The sequence below is a fragment of the Pseudomonas sp. 8_5_2 genome, assembly GCF_059295255.1.
The window spans coordinates 3,822,319-3,841,362 of record NZ_CM181238.1; the positions used below are offsets into that span (position 1 = coordinate 3,822,319).

Below are 19,044 nucleotides of genomic sequence, written 5' to 3' on the forward strand. Positions count from 1 at the left end.
GCCAAACCGGATGCTTGAGCAAAACATTCACTGGATTGTGCATTCATGAGCAAAGCCTTTGCTATCGAACAGCTGGACGAGACCGACCGCGAACTGCTGCGCCTGTTGCAGGAAGACGGCACCCTGTCCAGCGCGGCCTTGGGCGAGCGCCTGTCGATGACCGTGACGCCCTGCTGGCGCCGGCGCAAGCGGCTGGAAGAGCTGGGCATCATCAAGGACTACCAGGCCAATCTCGACCGCCGCAAGCTGGGCTACGACGTGATGGCGTTTGCCCAGGTGCGCTTTGGCAACCACTCGGCCGAGGCGCCGGACGAATTCGAGCAGGTGATCCTCAAGCTGCCGCAGGTGCTCTCGTGCCACAAGGTGACTGGTGAGGCCGACTATGTGCTGACGGTGCTGGCAAGTGACCTGGAGAGCTATGGCCGATTTGTCGAGGACGTGTTGCGCCGCCAGCCGGGCATCGCCTCGATTCAGTCGAGCCTGGCCCTGCGCGAAGTGAAGGCGGTGTCGCGGATACCCGTACCCTGAAAGGCTGACGCTGATGTTGGAGCGGCCTTGCGTCGCGAAAGGGGCGCAGCGCCCCCGGCTATCGCAAGGCGGACACTGCGATTGGCGCCATCGGCGACCCTGCACTAGCGTTGTGCTACCAGCCAGCCCCTACGTTCATGCGGAGCCTTCACCCATCATGCCGGACCTGCGCCCGAACCCGACGCTGTGCCTGGAGTACCGTGCCGAGCAGCCGATTTTCCACGCTTTTCTAAAGCAGGCGAGCCGCTGCCCGGATGCCACCGCCATCATTGCCCAGCACACCACCTGCAGCTACGCCCAGCTGGAGCAGGTCAGCCGGGGCATTGCCGCCTTTCTGCTGGCAACCGCGGCCAGCAGCGCCGATCGTGTGCTCATCGTCTCCAACCGCAGCCCCGCCCTGATTTATGCCATGCTCGGCTGCCTGCGCGCCGGGCTGGCGTTCAGCGTGGCAGATGCCGCCTACCCCGCCGCGCGCATACAGCAGATCGTCCGCACCCTGACGCCGGCCGTGGTGCTGGGTTGTGGTGACGCTACAATCGACGCCGACCACCCCCTTGCCGTTGCAGTGCCAGAAGGGCCTGCCGAGGCACTGCAGGCGTTCCCCTGCCAGCAAGCCCCGCTGCCGCCGATAGAGCCCGAGCAGCCGGCATACATCACCTTTACTTCGGGCAGCACCGGCGAGCCCAAGGGTATCGTCACCCATCACGCGCCGCTGGTGCACTTCATCGATTGGCATGTACGCCAGCACGGTTTTACCCCGGCCGACACCTTCTCGTTGCTCTCCGGCCTGGGCCACGACCCGGTCTACCGCGATGTGTTCACGCCCCTTTCGATTGGCGCGACCATCGCCTGCCCTACCCAGCCGACCCTGACCGACCCTTCGCAACTGGCCAGCTGGATTCACCGGCACGGCGTAAGCGTTATCCACCTGACCCCGCCGCTGGGCAAGCTGATCGAAACCGGTGCGCGGCTCAATGGCCTGGTGTTCGAGCAACTGCGTTGGCTGTTCTGGGGTGGCGATGCGCTCAGCCCGGCGCTGTACCGGCAAGTCCGCGCCATCGGGCCGAATGCCAGCAACGTCAACTTCTATGGCACCACCGAAACACCGCAAGCAATGGCCTTCCACAGGCTCGATCCGGCCACCGACATTGCCAAGGTGCCCTTGGGCAAAGGCATCGCCGATGCCCAGTTGCTGATCGTCAACCCGGCCCAGCAACTGGCCAGCGAGGGTGAAACCGGTGAAATCCTGATCCGCAGCCCTTACCTGTCGCATGGCTACTGGGGCGACCCGGAGTTGACCGCAGCCAAGTTCATTGCCAACCCGTTCACCGACAACCCGGACGACCGCTGTTATCGCACCGGCGACCTGGGCACCTACCTGGCCGATGGCAGCGCCAGCTTCCTGGGGCGCGTAGACACCCAGGTAAAGATCCGCGGCCATCGCATCGAACTGGCGGAAATCGAGAACGCCATCGGCCGTCACCCGCACATCAGCCAATGCGTGGTAGTGGCCAACCACGACAGTGCGGCGACCCGGCTGGTGGCCTATTGCGTGGCGACATCGCCTGTTACAGCTGAAAAGCTGCGCCGGGCGCTGAGCGGCCAGTTGCCGGACTACATGGTGCCGGCACTGTTCGTATTCCTGCCTGCCATCCCCCTCACCCCCAACGGCAAGGTCGACAAACGCGCCCTGCCGGTGCCATTCGCGCAAAGCGCCGAGCAACCCTTGTCGCCGGTCGCCGAGAAGCTCAGCACAGCTTGGGCGCGGATCCTTCAGGTAACGCACCTGGACGCCAGGTTGAGCTTTGTCGAGCTGGGCGGCGATTCGCTGTCGTTCGTGCAGGCCTCACGGGTGCTGGAGGAGCTGATCGGCCACCTGCCGGAGCGCTGGGAAACCCTGCCGGTGAACCAGCTGGCCGAACTGAGTGCGCCAGCCAAGGGCGCATGGCGGGTGATGGAAATGCCGGTATTCGTGCGCATGCTCGCCATCCTGCTGATTGTGGTCGGGCACATGAGCGAATTCGACCACTGGCTGATCGTTGGCGAAACCTCGGTGCTGTTCCTGGTCTCCGGCATCAGCCTGGCCCGGTTTCAGTTGCAGGCCATCGAAACGCGTGGCGATGCGCGCACACTGCTGCCGTCGCTGGCGGCCATCGTGGTGCCGACCCTGTTGTACACCGCCCTGGTGCAGCTGCTGTTCGACCGGCTGCACTGGCAATCACTGCTGCTGGTGTCCAACTGGTTTCCGGCCAGCGAGGTCAACCTGTTCAACTACTGGTACATCGAAGTACTGGTGCAGATGCTCCTGGTGATCGGCCTGCTGCTGTCGATCAGGCGGGTGCGCCAGGTGCTCGCTGCCGACCCGTTCCGTTGCCTGATCATTGCCAGCTGCGCCATGGTGGCGCTGGATGTCCTGCTGAACCGTTTCGTGTTCGACGCCGGCGCCTTGCTCAATCGGGTACCGCAACACTTCCTGGCAGTGATGCTGCTGGGCATGGCCGTGCACCATGCCACCACCACCGCGCGCAAATGGGTGGCCAGCGCGGTTGCCGTGCTGGTGGTCGGCGAGCTTGACCTGATGGCGATTGCCGGCGTGGGCTGGGAGGCCTTCACCCTATATGTCGACATCGCCCTGCCAGCGATGCTGGCGCTTATCTGGTTCCGCTCGGTGCCGGTGCCCGCGCTGGTGGCAAGGGCCGGCGCCGTGATCGCCTCGTCAACCTTGTATATCTACCTGACGCATTTCCAGTTCCAGTCGCTGGCAAACCGCTTCTACCATCATCCGCTGTTCGAGGTGGCCTTGGCCGTCACCGGCGGGGTGCTGGTGAGCTACTGCTGGAATGCCCTGACGCGCCGGCTGCTGACGCGCTGGAGCACGCGCAAGCAGGCCGCCGGCACAGGAGCCGTGATTGTAAAGCCGGAAGTACGCTGAAAAGGCGGGTTGTAACAAACCTTGTCATAAAACTGTCGTGTTGCCGTCATAGGATTGACCCCAACCTGACATTTTTATTTCATGGAAGAACGTCTCATGCGTCGTGTGGTTTTCAATCAGAAGGGTGGCGTGGGCAAATCCAGTATCGCCTGCAACCTCGCCGCCGCCAGTGCCGCCGAGGGCTACCGCACCCTGTTGGTCGACCTCGACCCGCAGGCCAATGCCACCTACTACCTGACCGGCCTGGTCAATGACGCCATCCCTGCCGGCATCGCCGACTTCTTCCGCCAGACCTTGTCGCCGGTCACCGCCGCCGGCAAGAAGCACCGCGTGGCAATTACCGAAACCCGCTACAGCAACCTGCACCTGGTCACCGCCAGCCCCAACCTCAGCGACCTGCAGAGCAAGCTGGAGAGCAAGTTCAAGATCAACAAGCTGCGCAAGCTGCTGGTTGAGCTGGGCGAGGACTACGAGCGGATCTACATCGACACCCCGCCCGCGCTCAATTTCTACACCTTCAGCGCCCTGGTGGCAGCCGAGCGCCTGCTGATTCCGTTCGACTGTGACAGCTTCTCGCGCCAGGCCTTGCACAGCGTCATGGCCGAGGTCGAGGAGCTGCGCCAGGACCATAACCCGGCCTTGCAAGTCGAGGGCGTGGTGGTCAACCAGTTTGCCGGGCGCACCGCGCTGCACCAGACCCTGATCGAGCAGTTGCGCAGCGAAGGCCTGCCGGTACTGCCGGTGTACCTGAGCAGCTCGATCAAGATGCGTGAATCACACCAGGCCTCGGTCCCCCTGGTGCACCTGGCGCCCCGGCACAAGCTGGCGCTGGAGTTTGTCGACCTGCTGGATGCGCTGGAGCGCGCGGCCTGACAGCAGCTGAGCGACCAGGGATATGCAGATCACCCCATTGCGGGAAAACAGACGACCCGGCTACCATTGAGAACGATTCACACTCACAACCGGATGCCAGGCGTTGGACAGCACCTCGACCCGTAAACTGGGCTTTTTCTTCAGCGACCACCATCGCTGGTTGCTGCAGCACATCCACAAACGCCTGCGCAACCACGCCGACGCCGAGGACACCGCTGCCGAAACGTTCTGCCAGATGCTCGGGGCACGGGTCGACCCGGACAGCATCCAGCAACCGCGTGCCTACCTCACCGTCATCGCCCGCCGGTTGATCTTCGACCGCCATCGCCGCCGCCAGCTCGAGCAAGCCTACCTCGAGCACCTGGCACGGCTGCCTGAAGCGGTAGCGCCCTCGGTCGAGGAACAACTGCTGTTGATCGAGGCCCTGGTGACCATCGACCAAGTGCTGGACGGCTTGCCAGCGGCGGTCAAGGCCACCTTCCTTTATAGCCAGCTCGACGGCATGAACTACGCCGACATCGCCGTCAAACTGCAGATCAGCGAACGCTCTGTGAGTCGCTACATGAAGCAGGCGTTGCGCCAATGCTACCTGAGCGAGATGCAGCCATGAGCCGACCCGCCCTGGACCGCGTCGGCGAGCAGGCCATCGACTGGATGGTTGCACTCAGGGCCGCCACGCCTGACGACGCCCTGCTGCAGCGCGTCAGGCAGTGGCTGCAGCAGGACCCGGCTCACCAACAAGCCTGGAACCGCCTGGAACAGCGCCTTGGCCAGCCGCTAGCCGCCTTGCACGGGCTCAACCAACGGGCCCCCGGCCAGGCCGCAGAGGCGCGCCGCTTGCTGTTGCAGCCGACCCGGTCGCGGCGTGAGGTACTCGGAGCCATGGCCAGCCTGGGCCTGTTTGGCTCTGCCCTGTGGGGCGGCTGGCGCAGCGACACGGCGCAGGGCTGGCTGGCCGACCTGCATACTGCCCGCGGGGAACGGCGCAGCTTTACCCTCTCCGATGGCAGCCGCCTGAGCCTGAACAGCGCCAGCGCAGTCGACGTGCAGTTCGATGCCGGGCAACGGCTGCTGGTGTTGCGTCACGGCGAGCTGCAGATCCAGGTCGCGCGCGACCGGCAGCGGCCGCTGCGGGTGCGCACGGCGCAGGGGCAGGTGCAGGCGCTGGGGACGCGCTTTCTGGTCAGCCAGGAAGATGCCGCCACCCGGGTGGTGGTGCTGCAGCACAGTGTCCGCGTCAGCCTGGTCGATGGCCAGTCAACCGAGTTGCAGCAGGGTCAGGCAGCCCTGCTGCAGGGTCACCACATCGAGCGCCTGACCGACGAACAGCAGCAGCGCGCTGCCTGGCTGGAGGGTCGGCTTGAGGTACTCGACCAGCCGTTGCATAGCGTGATCGACGCGTTGCGCCCCTACCAGCGTGGCTACATCCGGCTGGCCCCGGCAGCGCGAGATCTGCGGGTACAGGGCGTATTTGCGCTGGATCAGCCCCTGCAGGCATTGGCGGCGTTGGCCGAAGCGCTGCCAATCAAGGTCGAGCACTTCGGCCCGTGGCTGATGCTGATCGACCTGAAAACCGCCTGATGCAAATATTTGTAAAAATCATTCGCATTTCTGGCAAGTTTTCCGCGCTCGTCCCACATACCTCCTGACAGCCATCTCATTCGGGAGTAATCCGTGTACAACCCTTGGCCCCGCGCCCTGCCCCTCGTCGCCGCCGTGACCAGCTTCAACGTGCTCGCCCAGGCGCAAACCCTGGCGTTCGACCTGCCAGCCGCCAGCCTGGCGCATACGCTCAACCGGATTGCCAGCCAAAGCGGCCACATCATCGCCCTGGAGCCTGGGCTGGTGCGCGGCAAGCAGGCGCCTGCCGTGGTCGGCCAGATGAGCGCCGAACAGGCGATGCAAGCTGCCCTGGCCGGCAGTGGCCTGGCGTTGCGGGTGTCCGCCGACGGGCATTTCAGTGTGGCGCCCGCCAGCCTGGGGGGCGATGTCATGGAGCTGGGCAGCACCAGCATCACCGACAATTACCTGAATGCCACCAGCGAGGGCAGCGGCTCGTATGCCGCCCGCGCCGTCACCCTCGGCAAAGGCACCCATACCCTCAAGGAAATCCCCCAGTCCGTCACCGTCATCACCCGCAAGCAACTGGACGACCAGGGCATCACCGACCTGCAGGACGCGCTCAACCACACCACCGGCATCGTCGGCGCACAAGGCATCGGCCCTGGCGTGGTGGTGACCTCGCGAGGTTTCCAGATCGATGACTGGCAGTACGATGGCGTGCCGATCCAGCGCAACAACTACTCGCTGGGCAACTGGGCGACGCAAGACCTGGTGTTTTTCGACCGCGTCGAAGTGTTACGCGGTGCCTCCGGCCTGCTGCAAGGCACCGGCAGCCCGGGCGGCGCGATCAACCTGGTGCGCAAGCGTGGCCAGGTGGCGCCGACAGTTACGCTGACGGGTAAAGCCGGCTCCTGGGACCACTACGGCCTGCAAGTGGATGCCGGCGGCCCGCTGACCAGCGATGGCCGGGTGCGCGGACGGGTTGTCGCGGACGAAGACCAGAGCGACAGTTTCATCGATTATGTCTGGAGCAAGAACCATTCGCTGTATGGGGCACTGGACATCGACCTCAGCGACGCAACCACCGTAGGCGGCGGTATCAGTTACAGCCGCCAGCAGTCCAGGCCGATGCTGCGCGGCATTCCACGCTACGCCAGTGGCAAGGCGGTTGACCTGCCTCGGTCGACTTATACCGGGGCCCGCTGGAGCCGTGCAGAAAACGACGTCACCACCTACTACCTGGACCTCGAACACCGCTTCAACGATGACTGGGCCTTCAAGGCTGCTGCCGTGCGCATGGATGAAACCAACACGTCCACCCACCAGCGCGTGCAAAGCACCGGCCAAGGCATTGCAGCAGATGGCAGCGGCATCACCTACGCCGACTGGCTCACCGATTTTCACTCGACCAAGCTGGGCCTGGACATGAACGTGGTCGGCCACTTCGACACTGGCCCCCTGGCCCATGAGATCACCGTGGGCGGCAACTACGCCAAACTGACCTCGGACGACGCCTACTGGCGCAACTTCGACGCCGGCGGCAACATCTTCGATATCGATCATGACCGCCCCGAGCCCAGCCGGGACAGCGTCTTCGACGGCGACCTTGCACGTTCCAACCGGGCCAGCTACGACATTCGCCAGAAAGGCCTGTATGGCGCCTGGCGCGTCAAACCGACCCAGGACCTGACGTTGATTCTGGGCTCGCGCGTGAGCTGGTTCGACTACCGCTGGGACTCGATCGACTTCGACAGCCTGAGCGACCCAGGTACCCGTTACCCGACCAGCCGCATGACCGAATCGGGGCAAGTCACGCCGTATGCCGGGTTCGTTTATGACCTGACGCGCGAATGGGCTTGGTACGCCAGCTACACCGACGTGTTCGTCCCGCAGACCGAACGCGCCGTGGGCAATACGCCACTCAAACCGGTAATCGGTAGCAACTATGAAACAGGCCTGAAAGGCGAGCTGCTCGATGGCCGGGTCAATGCGTCGCTGGCGCTGTTCCGTTATGACCAGGAAAACCGCGCGGTCACCGATGTGGCGTCGGGCTTCGCCTGCGATGACTGGTACTGCTCCACCGCTGCCGGCAAGGTGCGCAGCCAGGGCGTCGAGGCCGAGATCAGCGGCGAAGTGCTGAGCGGCCTGCAACTGTTTGCCGGTTACACCTACAACACCACCAAGTTCCTCGATGACCCGGAGAACGAAGGGCGCACGTTCAGCCAGTGGACACCCAAGCACATGCTGCGCGCCTGGGCCGACTACACCCTGCCGCTGGACGGCCAGCGCTGGAGCACCGGCCTTGGTTTCACCACCCAGAGCCACACCCTGGGCTACGAGCGCACCTATACCGTGCCCGGGTATACCGTATGGAGCGCGCGGCTGGCCTATCAGCTGACCCCGGAAGTGAACGTTGCCGTCAACGCCAACAACCTGTTTGACAAGAAGTACTGGGTTGCCGGGTTCAACCAGCTTAATGGCAGCAACAATTGGGGCGAGCCGCGCAACTTCCTGCTGACGGTGAAGTACACCCCGGAACTCTGACCGGGTTCAGTCCGACAGCGGCCATTGCGCCAGCGGCCAGTACGCGCCCTTGCGCGACTCGTACAGGGTGAAATGGCGGGCCGCGAGGTAGAACTCCGGCGCGCTAGCAGCCTCTGGCGGCTGGCCGTGGTAGTCCCGGGAAAGCGTGAGGTGCGGGCGGTATTCACGGCTGGCCGGTTGCACGCCCAACGGTAGCAAGGCCTGCTGCAGGGCGTAGACCAGTTGCAGCAGGGCCGGTGGTACCTGCTGCGCCTCCAGCACCAGGGCGCTGGCCCGCTGCCACACCTGCAAACGGTCGAGCAGCAGCCGGGGGGGCTTGGCCGGCAGCGCCAACTGGTCGACCGCAGCGCATATCGCTGGCACCTGGGCGGCATCCACATCGCCGAGAAACAGCAGGGTCACGTGGAAATTGGCGGCCGCTACCGGCTTGCCGCTGCGCATACCCAGGCTGCGCCGCCAGTCGGCAAGCGCACGGCGCTGGGCATCACTGACCGGCAAGGCAAAAAACAGCCGCTTGAAGGGGGCGCCGCTGGGGCGGACATCCTGAACCATGTGAACTCCCGTACATGAATCGTTTGCGCAAGACTGTAGGGCATTACACCTAAGTCGCCCCGCACTTTCGTAACAATAAGTACAAACTGCCCCCATGATTGTTTATGCTGGCGGGCTTATGCCATGGCGCATGGCCATTTTTCGACAAGTAAACGTCCATGAAAATTGCACTCGTACTTATCTTCGTTTTCTCGATCGCCTATGTTCACCTGCGCGGCCGGGTGCGTCACAAGCTGACCCGCCAACTGGGTGACCACTCCAGCTTCCTGGCGCCGGTCAACGCCTTCCTTTACCTGTTTTCCAGGCACCCGGCCAAGCCTTACCTGCCGGTCGAAGCCTTTCCCGAACTGAAGCCGCTGCAGGACCACTGGCAGGAAATCCGCGAGGAGGGCCGCCAGCTGCTGCACGTGGGCGCAATCAAGAAGTCCGACAATTACGACGACGTCGGTTTCAACTCGTTCTTCAAGACTGGCTGGAAGCGCTTCTACCTGAAGTGGTATGGCGAAAGCCACCCGTCGGCAATGGCCCTGTGCCCGCGTACCACCGAATTGCTGCAAGACATCGGCACGGTCAAGGCCGCCATGTTCGCCACCTTGCCGCCAGGCGCCAAGCTGGTGCGCCACCGTGACCCGTACGCCGGCTCGTACCGCTACCACCTGGGCCTGGACACGCCGAACGACGATGGCTGCTATATCGACGTTGACGGCGAGAAGTACTCCTGGCGCGATGGCGAGGGGGTGATCTTTGACGAGACCTATATCCACTACGCGGCCAACAACACCGAACACAACCGCATCATCCTGTTCTGCGACGTCGAACGCCCGCTCAAGTACCGCTGGGCCACGGCGTTCAACCGCTGGTTCAGCCGCAAGGTCATGGCCGCCGCAGCAGCGCCCAACGGTGCCGGCGACAAGACCGGCGGCATCAACCGGCTGTTTACCCGCATCTACAAGATCCGTGAGCGCGGCAAGGCGATGAAAAAGCGCAACCGCACACGCTACTACCTGGAAAAGTGGGCAGTGGTCGCCGCGCTGCTGCTGGTGTTCATCTACATCTGACCGGCAACGCAGGCCGTTTTGCCTACGACCTGCGTACACCCACCAAAGTACAAGCCTCACACCTGCCACTCTTCGACTAGCCTGAAAGCTCCACTCGCAACCACCCCAAGGTGAAGACGATGAGCATGATGGACTGGGACGCCTACCGTAAGCAGTTGATGGCCGGCATCGGCGATCTCAAGCAACTCTCCCCCGACACCGTGGCCGGCTACATGACCGCCAGTGGTGCGGGGGCCAAGACCAACCACCTCGACGCCAAGACCCGCGAGCTGATTTCCCTCGCCGTGGCCGTGACCACCCGCTGTGACGGCTGCATCGCCGTGCACTCGCAGCAGGCGGTCAAGCATGGCGCCAGCCGCGAGGAAATTGCCGAGGCGCTCGGCGTGGCCGTGGCGATGAACGCCGGGGCCGCACTGGTCTACTCGGCGCGGGCCATGGATGCAGTGGGCAAGGCCAACGGCTGAGCACAAACGGCGCCGCCACCCTTGCGCGACGGCGCCGCGCCGCCCAGACTGGGCGGCCCAGCCCGCGCAGGAACCCGCATGATCCACATTCGCCCCATGACGCCGGAAGACTTCGAACGTTTCTGGCCGACCTTCCAGGCCACCGTCCAGGCCCGCGAAACTTACGCATTCGACCCCGCCCTGAACGCCGAACAGGCCCGCCAATTGTGGCTGGAGCTGCCATTGCACACGCTGCTGGCAGAGGAGGATGGCGAGCTGCTGGGTTCGTATTACCTCAAGGCCAACGCGGCCGGCCCTGGCGCGCACGTGGGCAATTGCGGCTACATGGTCTGCGAGAGCGCCCGCGGCCGGGGCGTGGCACGCCTGATGTGCGAACATTCGCAGAAGCTGGCACGCCAGGAAGGCTTTCTGGCCCTGCAGTTCAACTCGGTGGTGGCCAGCAACGAGGTGGCGGTGGCGTTGTGGCACAAGCTGGGCTTCGAAACGGTTGGCCGGCTGCCCAAGGCCTATCGCCATGCCCGCCTGGGGCTGGTGGACTGCCTGGTGATGTACAAGTGGCTGGCCGATGAGCCGGTGACAGAGAAACCGCCGCTGCTGATCGGGCGCAAGAACATCGAAGCACGCGTGTCGCGGCGGCGCGGTCGGTAAAGGCCCTGCAGGTGCGTTTGCAGGGCCGCCGGATCAGAAGGCCAGGCCTATCTTGAAGCCGTACTCGTCGCGCTTGAGCTCGGTGTTGTCGGCCAACAGCGTCTCGTCGTCGAGCCGGTATTCGGTGCGGGTGTAGTACACGCCCGCCTGGATCGGCAGGTTGCCTTGCTGGTTCATCAGCAGGGTCACCTCGGCATAAGGGTTGGTGCGGTCTTTCATGTCCGCACTGTCACTGCCAAAGTCTTCCACCTTCAGTTTTACCCGGCCATCGAGGGTTCGCCGTACACCGGCTTCCACGCGCAAGGTGGCCGCATCGAACTGGTGGTTGTAACCCAACGCCGCCTTGGCGAACGGCGCCTTGTAGGTGAGTTCGCTTTCGATCCTGCGGTGCTCGGTTTCAAACCGTGACCACATGTAGCCGCCGCCCACGATCACATCGACGAAGTTGCGCGCATCCACCGCCGCACGCCAGCCCAGGTCCAGCCCTGCCTGCCCCTCCTTGAGTTTGTTGTCGTGCTTCTCGGCATACTTGCCTTCGGCACCCAGCTGGTAAATGAAACCGGACTCTGCGGTCATCTTGTTGCCAAAGCCGGCAAAGATGCCGCCTTCGTCAACGTGTTCGGTCTGGGTTTCACTGCCGCCCTGAAACTTGAATTCGTCGTAGGCGCCGAGAATGCCGACGGTGAACAGAGGGTCGGTGCTGGGTGCGGCATGGGCTGCCAACGGGGTGCCCATCAGGGCAAGGATGCAGGTGTGGCGGAGCAGGTTATGAGTAGGCATGCATCTATGTCTCCATGACATGTAAACGGGTAGCTAGCCCACATTCCGAAACGCCCGGCGGCGCGATAGTTCGAAAAAGCTTCAGCAAATATTCAGGAATTTGCCGTTCATCACGCGATTGCCTGTCAGCCCGATGGTTGACGACCGTGCTGTGCAGTGGTCATATGCGCGCCAGTTTCAGGTGCCCTGCGCCGCCGCGCGCAAGGTGAAACGGGAAGCCGGTGCATCGTGTTGCCCACGACAAGTCCGGCGCTGCCCCCGCAACGGTAAGCGAGCGAACCCTTCGAGATACCACTGTGCTCAGGCATGGGAAGGTGAAGGTTTCATGCCCCTCGCAAGCCCGGAGACCGGCCTGAAGCCTTGTTTGGCAACCCGCGGTGGGCGGGCGCAGGCCGGAATCCGTGCGCGCGCTCGCCTGCACGGCAAGCCTTTGCGTGTTTTCCACCGGGATGCATTCATTCCTGCAGCAGTGGAACGACATGTCCCGTATCTTCAAGCTTCACCCCCTGGCGGCCTGCCTGGCCGTCGCCCTGCCGGCCCAGGCCGATGACTTCGACCCAAAGCCTCTGGCCCTGCCGTCAACGGCCATCACCGACACGTTCGACAACCGCATCCTCGACCTCGCCACCCCGACGACGGCCGGGTCGCGCCTGGGCCTCAGTGCCCTGGAAACACCCGCCAGCACCAGCAGCATCAGCGCCGAGCAGATCCAGCAGCGCAACAACCTCAGCGTGCAGGATGCGGTAACCCGTTCACCGGGCATTACCTACATCGGCTCGCCAGGCGATGGCGGGACGGGGCTTGCAGCTCGCGGCTTCACCGGGCACGGCTCGGTGATGACGCTGTTCGACGGCGCGCGCATGTATGCCGGCGCGGGCACCCAGACATTCCCGGTCGACCCGTGGATGGTGGAGCGCATCGACGTGCTGCGTGGCCCGGCGTCGGTGCTGTATGGCGAGGGTGCAACCGGTGCGGTGGTCAATGTGATCCCGAAAAAGCCCTTCAGCGGCGACATCCGCAATCACCTGCGCCTGGGTTACGGTTCATGGGACCGCCAGCAGCTCGGGCTGGACAGTGGCGGTAGCCTGGACGAACGCCTGAGCTACCGGCTTACGCTGAACCAGCAAGCCGGCAATGGCTGGGTTGACCGCACCCCCTCGCACAGCCTGGCGCTCAGCGCCGCGTTGCGCTTCGACGCCACTGACGACCTCAGCTTCACCCTCGCCCACGAGCGCGGCGATGCCAAGCCTGCCAATTACTACGGCACGCCGCTGATCGACGGCCACTACCGCAGCAGCCTGCGCTACAAGAACTACAACGTGCAGAACGACAAGCAGCACTACGTCGATGAGTGGACCCGCCTGACCACGGACTGGACGCTGAGCGACCAGGTCAGCGCCAGCAACCAGCTGTACTACATGAAAAGCCGCCGCCACTGGCGCAATGCCGAGGCGTACAGCTGGGACGCCGCGCGCCAGCAGCTGCTACGCGGCAGCTACCTGGAGATCAAGCACAACCAGGAGCAGTTCGGCGACCGTCAGACGTTCGCCTTCGATCACAGCCTGTTCGGGCTGGCCAGCAAGACGGTGGTGGGTGCCGAGTACAACAAGGTCCGTTTCAACATCGACAGCAATGCGCCGTACGACGATGTGGGCGGCGACTACATCGACCCGTGGCAGCCGCAACCGGGCGACTTCCACAGCGCCTCGCCGCTGCGACCGCAATCGCTCGCCACCACCGGCACCTTCGCGCTGTTTGCGGAAAACCGCCTGCAACTCACCGATCGCCTGTCGCTGGTGACCGGCGTGCGCCGTGACCAGAACCATATCGACCGCGACAACCTGGGCAATGACAGCCGCAGCGACCGCAGCCTGCAAGGCGGCAACTGGCGCGCCGGGCTGGTTTTTGCGCTGACGGAGGATCTGTCGTTGTACGGCCAGTATTCCACCAGCGAGGACGGGGTAGACAACCTCATCAGCCTGAGCCCGGCACAGATGCACTACGACCTGACCGAAGCGAAGCAGACCGAAGTGGGCCTTAAGCAGCGCTTTTGGGAGGGGCGCGGCGAATGGACATTGGCGGCCTACCATATCGTCAAGAACAAGCTGCTGGTGGACGACCCGCTCACCCACGACAAGCAGCAGGCCGGCCAGCAGACCTCGGATGGCCTGGAGGCGACCCTGGAGCTGGCGCTGGCGCATCAGTGGCAGGTGTCGGTAAACGCGTCGCTGGTGCGCGCCAGGTATGACGACTTTGACGAGACGGTGGGTGGTGTAGCCCAGGACCGCGCGGGCAACCGGCCGGCAAACGTGCCCCGGCGCACGGCCAACCTGTGGTTGAGCAAAGGCTTTGGCCAGCAGGTCGAGGCCGGCGTGGGTGCGCGCTACGTGGATGAGCGTTATGCCGACACCGCCAATACCCAGAGCGCCCCCGGGTATACCGTGGTCGATGCCAATATCGCCTGGCGGGTGTTGCCGGATGTGCGTTTGGGCTTGCAGGTGAACAACGTGTTTGACAGGGAGTATGTGGTGTCGGCGTTCAGTGGTGAGCAGTGGTTGATGGGGATGCCACGGGCCTGGTTTGCGACGGTGGATTATAGGTTTTGAACTGGGTTGCCTGGGTCGGCTTGTTTGGGGCAGGGCTGGCATAGGGATCGCATCAGGGCTGACAGGCGCTGCATATCTGGTGGCAACCACCAGGCAACACAAAAACCCCTACCCATCAAACCCCAATAAGTTATAAGATAACATTCCATTTGACATCCATTCTTGCCAGCGATCCCCCATGACAAGCGCCAGCGCCACCCCTACCCTGCTTACCCAGCGCCTGCAGAGCATCGACGCCCTGCGCGGCCTGGTGATCCTGTTCATGCTCCTGGACCATGTCCGCGAAACCTTCTTCCTGCACCATCAGGTCGGCGACCCGATGGCCATCGACACCACCGAACCGTCGCTATTCGTCAGCCGCACCCTGGCGCACCTGTGTGCGCCCGTGTTCGTCCTGCTGACCGGCCTGTCAGCCTGGCTGTACGGCGAGAAGTACCAGGGCCGTAGCGATGTCTCGGCGTTTCTGTTCAAGCGCGGGCTGTTCCTGGTGGTGCTGGAGTTCACCCTGGTCAACTTCGCCTGGACCTTCCAACTGCCGCCCAGCGTGATCTACCTGCAAGTGATCTGGGCGATCGGCGTCAGCATGATCGCCCTGTCGCTGCTGGTGTGGCTGCCACGCGCAGCCCTGATCGCCGTGGGCGCGATGATCATCGCCGGCCACAACCTGCTTGATGGCCTGCACTTCGGTGTGGAGTCGGCCCTGCACGTGCCATGGGCGATCCTGCATGACCGCGGCTGGCTGGAGTTCTCCGACAACCTGCGCCTGCGCACCTCCTACCCGGTGCTGCCGTGGATCGGCGTGATCGCCCTGGGTTACGGCCTGGGCCCCTGGTTCGCGCGCGGCAGCGAAGCCGGTCGACGCCAGCAGCGCTTGCGGGTGGCCGGGCTGATCGCACTACTGGGCTTTGTCGTGCTGCGCATGCTCAACGGCTACGGCGAGGCGCCCTGGAATGGTTACCCGACCCTCACGCAAACCCTGATGAGTTTCTTCAACATCACCAAATACCCACCGTCGCTGCTGTTCCTGGCCCTGACCCTGGGCTGTGGCCTGCTGCTGCTGCGCGCCTTCGAGCGTGCCGGGCAGGCGCGCTGGATCAGCGCCCTGGCGGTGTTCGGTGCGGCGCCGATGTTCTTCTACCTGCTGCACCTGTATGTGTTGAAGCTGCTGTACCTGGCCAGCGTGGCGCTGTTCGGTCTCAACCAGGGCGACTACTTCGGCTTTGACGGCATCGCCGCGGTATGGCTGGCCGCGGTATTGCTGGCGGTTTCGCTGTACCTGCCGGTGCGCGGGTTCGCCCGCCTGAAGGCGCGGCGGCGCGACATCACCTGGCTGAAGTACTTCTGAAAAGCGTTTTAACCGGCGGCGTGATGGTCTACCATGCGGGCCGCCGGTTTCCACCACGGAAATAATAGGGAATCCCAGGCCTGCCAACACGGGCCAAACGGAACTGCCCCCGCAACTGTAGATGCCGAGCCTGCTCCATCGATGCCACTGGGTGACCGACCCGGGAAGGCCGGAGCCGGGCCATGACGCATCAGTCAGGAGACCTGCCGGCCTGCATTCACCAACCGGCGGGGTGTCCGGGATTGGCTATCAGTGTTGCCCCTGCCGCCAGCGGGGGCTCGGCGATGCCTGTCCGTGCGTTCCTCACCAGAACTGTCCGATAGGAGATCGCCCCGCATGCTGCCCCGCATCGCCACCCTGCTCGCCGGCCTTGGTTTTACCGGCCTGGCCCAGGCCGCCGCCACTCACTACCCGCTGACTGTCGATAACTGCGGCCAGCCGCAGACCTTCGCCCAGGCACCGGAACGCGCCGTCACCATCGGCCAGGCCGGCACCGAAATGCTCTACGCACTGGGGCTTGGTGACAAACTGGCGGGTACCTCGCTGTGGTTCAACAACGTGCTGCCCGAATACCAGGCACAGAACGACAAAGTGCCGCGCCTGGCCGACAACGACCCCAGCTTTGAGGCGGTAGCAGGCAAGCGCCCGCAACTGGTGGCGGTGCAGTTCGAATGGATGGTCGGCGCCCAGGGCGTGGTCGGCACCCGTGAACAGTTCGACGAACTGAACATCCCCACCTACCTGCTGCCCTCGGACTGCGAAGGCAAGGACAACCTGGTGGGCGCAGACGGCACTCGCCTGCAGGCGTTCCAGGTCGACAGCATCTACAAGAGCGTCAGCCAGCTGGCCGAGATCTTCGACGTGCAGGACCGCGGCACCGCGCTGAACACCGAACTGAAAGGCCGCCTGGACAGCGCCAGGGCGCAATTGGCCGGCAAGGACCTGTCGGCGACCTCGGCGCTGTTCTGGTTCTCCAGCGCCGACCTGGACATCGACCCCTACGTGGCAGGCCGCCAAGGGGTCGCCGACTTCATGCTGCGCAGCCTCGGCGTGCGCAACGTGGTCGAGTCCAGTGAGGAATGGCCAACCGTGGGCTGGGAAACACTGGCCAAGGCCAACCCGACCTGGCTGATCATCGCGCGCATGGACCGTCGCCGCTTCCCCGCCGATGACTACCAGAAGAAGCTTGAATTCCTGCGCAGCGACCCGGTTACCCGCAACATGGACGCGGTCAGGCACGACCGCATCATCATCCTCGATGCCGACGCCATGCAGGCGGGTATCCGCCTGTTCCGCGGTGTGCAGACGTTGGCCAGTGCCTTCGCCAGCGGTAAAGCAGCGCCGTGATGAGCCGCCTGCTACCCAGCCTCGCAGTTGCCCTGGCAGCCCTGCTGGCGGCGCTGCTGGCCGGCACCGTAATCGGCGAAACCAGCCTGTCGCCGAGCGCGGTCGGCCAGGTCCTGGCCAACCATTTGTGGCAGGCCGGCTACCCGGTCGACCCGATCGACGCCGGCATCGTCTGGAACTACCGCCTGACCCGCACCCTGGTCGCCGCAGCCTGCGGTGCCGGCCTGGCCACCTGCGGGGTGATCCTGCAGGCGCTGTTGCGCAACCCGCTGGCCGAACCGTACCTGCTCGGGCTGTCGGCCGGCGCCTCGACTGGCGCGGTGCTGGTCGGCCTGCTGGGGCTAGGCAGCCTGGCACTGAGCATGTCTGCCGGCGCCTTCATCGGCGCCGTGGCGGCATTCGCCCTGGTGCTGGTGCTGGCCCGCGCGGCCGGGCCCAGCAGCAACAACGCGCAGGTGATACTCGCCGGTATCGCCGGCTCGCAACTGTTCAACGCCCTGACAGCGTTCCTGATCACCAAGTCGGCCACTGCCGAGCAGGCGCGCGGCATCCTGTTCTGGCTGCTGGGCAACCTCAGTGGTGTGCGCTGGCCCTCGGTGTGGCTGGCGGTGCCGGTGGCGCTGTGCGGTTTGCTGGTGTGCCTGTGGCATCGCCGCGCGCTGGATGCCTTCACTTTTGGCGTCGATTCGGCTGCGTCGCTGGGCATCCCGGTGCGCCGTACCCAGTTGCTGCTGATCAGCTGCGCGGCGCTGGTGACGGCGGTGATGGTGTCCATCGTCGGCGCCATCGGCTTTGTCGGCCTGGTAATCCCGCATGCCCTGCGGCTGATCCTCGGCCCCGGCCACAGCCGTCTGCTGCCGGCCAGCGCCCTGGGCGGCGCGCTGTTCCTGATTGCCGCCGACATCCTTTCGCGCACGCTGATCAGCGGCCAGGTAATCCCGGTTGGTGTTGTCACCGCACTGATCGGCGCACCGGTCTTCGCCTTGATTCTGGTCAGCCGTCGAGGGCGCCCATGACAGTCATGACCGCGCTACAGCTCGCTCCCTTGAGCTGCCAGGGCCTGGGGCTGCAACTGGCCGGCAGAACCGTGCTCGAGGCTATCGACCTCGATGTGGTGAGTGGCGAAACCCTGGGCATCGTCGGCCCCAACGGCTCCGGCAAATCCTCGCTGCTGAAGTTGCTGGCGGGGCTGCGCAAACCGGCCAGCGGCAGCGTGCAGCTACTGGGCGAACCCCTGGCGCGGTTGCCGCGCCGTCGTGTTGCTCAGGCCCTGGCACTGGTCGAGCAGCAGGCCGACACCCTCGATGCGATCAGCGTATTCGACGCCGTGGCCCTTGGCCGTACACCCTGGCTGTCGGCACTGGCACCGTTTGCCTCGCACGACCGCGCCATCGTCGAGCAAGCCTTGGCCGACCTCGATGCCCTGCACCTGCGCACACGCCTGTGGGGCTCGCTGTCCGGTGGCGAGCGCCAGCGCGTGCACATCGCCCGCGCCCTGGCGCAGCGGCCGCAGGTGTTGCTGCTGGACGAGCCGACCAACCACCTGGATATCCAGCACCAGCTGAGCCTGCTGCAACAGGTGCAGGCGCTGCCGGTAACCACCCTGGTGGCCCTGCACGACCTCAACCAGGCGCTCACCTGCGACCGCATCGCGGTACTCGACCAAGGCCGCCTGGTCGCCCTCGGCAAACCGTTCGAGGTACTCACCCCCGAACGCCTGCTGAGCACCTTTGGCGTCCATGCCCGCTACCTCACCGACCCTTTCGACGGCGCGCGCATCCTGCGTTTCCGCGCCCCCTGAACC

Annotated in this window: 16 protein-coding genes and 2 riboswitches; of the genes, 14 read left to right on the top strand and 2 right to left on the bottom strand. The window is 64.6% G+C overall.

Translation table 11 applies throughout. The annotated features are described in order from the left end of the window. The first annotated feature begins 45 nt into the window (after positions 1-45). The 6 genes from AC5O5R_RS17665 to AC5O5R_RS17690 all read left to right on the top strand — a co-directional run bounded on the left by AC5O5R_RS17665 (position 46) and on the right by AC5O5R_RS17690 (position 8,440). Complete coding sequence (locus AC5O5R_RS17665) at positions 46-528, top strand: Lrp/AsnC family transcriptional regulator (protein ID WP_172220241.1); 483 nt, start codon at positions 46-48, stop codon at positions 526-528. A 157-nt stretch (positions 529-685) separates the two neighbouring features. Continuing rightward, a complete protein-coding gene (locus AC5O5R_RS17670; protein ID WP_172220244.1) occupies positions 686-3,460 on the top strand; it encodes an amino acid adenylation domain-containing protein in 2,775 nt (924 codons plus the stop codon). A 96-nt stretch (positions 3,461-3,556) separates the two neighbouring features. Beyond that, entirely contained in the window at positions 3,557-4,333 is a 777-nt protein-coding gene (locus tag AC5O5R_RS17675; RefSeq protein ID WP_172220246.1) for a ParA family protein, read from the top strand. Between the two features lie 103 nt (positions 4,334-4,436). After that, complete coding sequence (locus AC5O5R_RS17680) at positions 4,437-4,943, top strand: sigma-70 family RNA polymerase sigma factor (RefSeq protein ID WP_172220249.1); 507 nt, start codon at positions 4,437-4,439, stop codon at positions 4,941-4,943. Continuing rightward, positions 4,940-5,914, top strand: coding sequence for a FecR domain-containing protein (locus AC5O5R_RS17685; RefSeq protein WP_172220252.1), 975 nt, complete (start codon positions 4,940-4,942; stop codon positions 5,912-5,914). The genes AC5O5R_RS17680 and AC5O5R_RS17685 overlap by 4 nt, the downstream gene beginning before the upstream one ends. Before the next feature lie 93 nt (positions 5,915-6,007). Beyond that, positions 6,008-8,440 (top strand): TonB-dependent siderophore receptor, encoded by a 2,433-nt coding sequence (locus AC5O5R_RS17690; protein ID WP_494514626.1) that lies wholly within the window; start codon positions 6,008-6,010, stop codon positions 8,438-8,440. Between the two features lie 6 nt (positions 8,441-8,446). On the opposite strand, the gene thpR is transcribed toward AC5O5R_RS17690, so the two are convergent. After that, entirely contained in the window at positions 8,447-8,992 is a 546-nt protein-coding gene (gene thpR, locus AC5O5R_RS17695) for an RNA 2',3'-cyclic phosphodiesterase (protein WP_172220257.1), read from the bottom strand. A gap of 158 nt (positions 8,993-9,150) precedes the next feature. Between thpR and lpxO the strand changes: the two genes are divergently transcribed. From lpxO to AC5O5R_RS17710, 3 genes are all read left to right on the top strand, one after another. Beyond that, the gene (gene lpxO, locus AC5O5R_RS17700) at positions 9,151-10,050 is read left to right on the top strand and encodes a lipid A hydroxylase LpxO (protein WP_494514627.1); all 900 of its coding nucleotides are present in this window, start codon (positions 9,151-9,153) and stop codon (positions 10,048-10,050) included. A gap of 119 nt (positions 10,051-10,169) precedes the next feature. Beyond that, positions 10,170-10,514 carry a carboxymuconolactone decarboxylase family protein gene (locus AC5O5R_RS17705; protein ID WP_013973174.1) on the top strand — a complete coding sequence of 115 codons (345 nt, stop codon included), beginning with the start codon at positions 10,170-10,172 and terminating at the stop codon, positions 10,512-10,514. 78 nt (positions 10,515-10,592) lie between these two features. Continuing rightward, positions 10,593-11,162 (top strand): GNAT family N-acetyltransferase, encoded by a 570-nt coding sequence (locus AC5O5R_RS17710; RefSeq protein WP_172220277.1) that lies wholly within the window; start codon positions 10,593-10,595, stop codon positions 11,160-11,162. Positions 11,163-11,195: 33 nt separating this feature from the next. Here AC5O5R_RS17710 and AC5O5R_RS17715 read toward each other — a convergent pair whose 3' ends face one another. After that, positions 11,196-11,942 (bottom strand): outer membrane beta-barrel protein, encoded by a 747-nt coding sequence (locus AC5O5R_RS17715; protein ID WP_172220280.1) that lies wholly within the window; start codon positions 11,940-11,942, stop codon positions 11,196-11,198. A 163-nt stretch (positions 11,943-12,105) separates the two neighbouring features. Next, positions 12,106-12,312, top strand: a riboswitch (cobalamin riboswitch). Positions 12,313-12,421: 109 nt separating this feature from the next. Between AC5O5R_RS17715 and AC5O5R_RS17720 the strand changes: the two genes are divergently transcribed. The 5 genes from AC5O5R_RS17720 to AC5O5R_RS17740 all read left to right on the top strand — a co-directional run bounded on the left by AC5O5R_RS17720 (position 12,422) and on the right by AC5O5R_RS17740 (position 19,041). Further along, a complete protein-coding gene (locus AC5O5R_RS17720; protein WP_172220283.1) occupies positions 12,422-14,548 on the top strand; it encodes a TonB-dependent receptor in 2,127 nt (708 codons plus the stop codon). Positions 14,549-14,726: 178 nt separating this feature from the next. Then, positions 14,727-15,893 (top strand): acetyltransferase domain-containing protein, encoded by a 1,167-nt coding sequence (locus AC5O5R_RS17725; RefSeq protein ID WP_172220286.1) that lies wholly within the window; start codon positions 14,727-14,729, stop codon positions 15,891-15,893. A gap of 27 nt (positions 15,894-15,920) precedes the next feature. After that, positions 15,921-16,118: riboswitch (cobalamin riboswitch) on the top strand. Between the two features lie 111 nt (positions 16,119-16,229). Further along, the gene (locus AC5O5R_RS17730; RefSeq protein ID WP_172220289.1) at positions 16,230-17,240 is read left to right on the top strand and encodes an ABC transporter substrate-binding protein; all 1,011 of its coding nucleotides are present in this window, start codon (positions 16,230-16,232) and stop codon (positions 17,238-17,240) included. Continuing rightward, the gene (locus AC5O5R_RS17735; RefSeq protein WP_494514628.1) at positions 17,240-18,256 is read left to right on the top strand and encodes a FecCD family ABC transporter permease; all 1,017 of its coding nucleotides are present in this window, start codon (positions 17,240-17,242) and stop codon (positions 18,254-18,256) included. Before AC5O5R_RS17730 ends, AC5O5R_RS17735 begins: the two co-directional genes overlap by 1 nt. Next, a complete protein-coding gene (locus AC5O5R_RS17740; RefSeq protein ID WP_172220295.1) occupies positions 18,253-19,041 on the top strand; it encodes an ABC transporter ATP-binding protein in 789 nt (262 codons plus the stop codon). Before AC5O5R_RS17735 ends, AC5O5R_RS17740 begins: the two co-directional genes overlap by 4 nt. Positions 19,042-19,044: the final 3 nt, after the last annotated feature.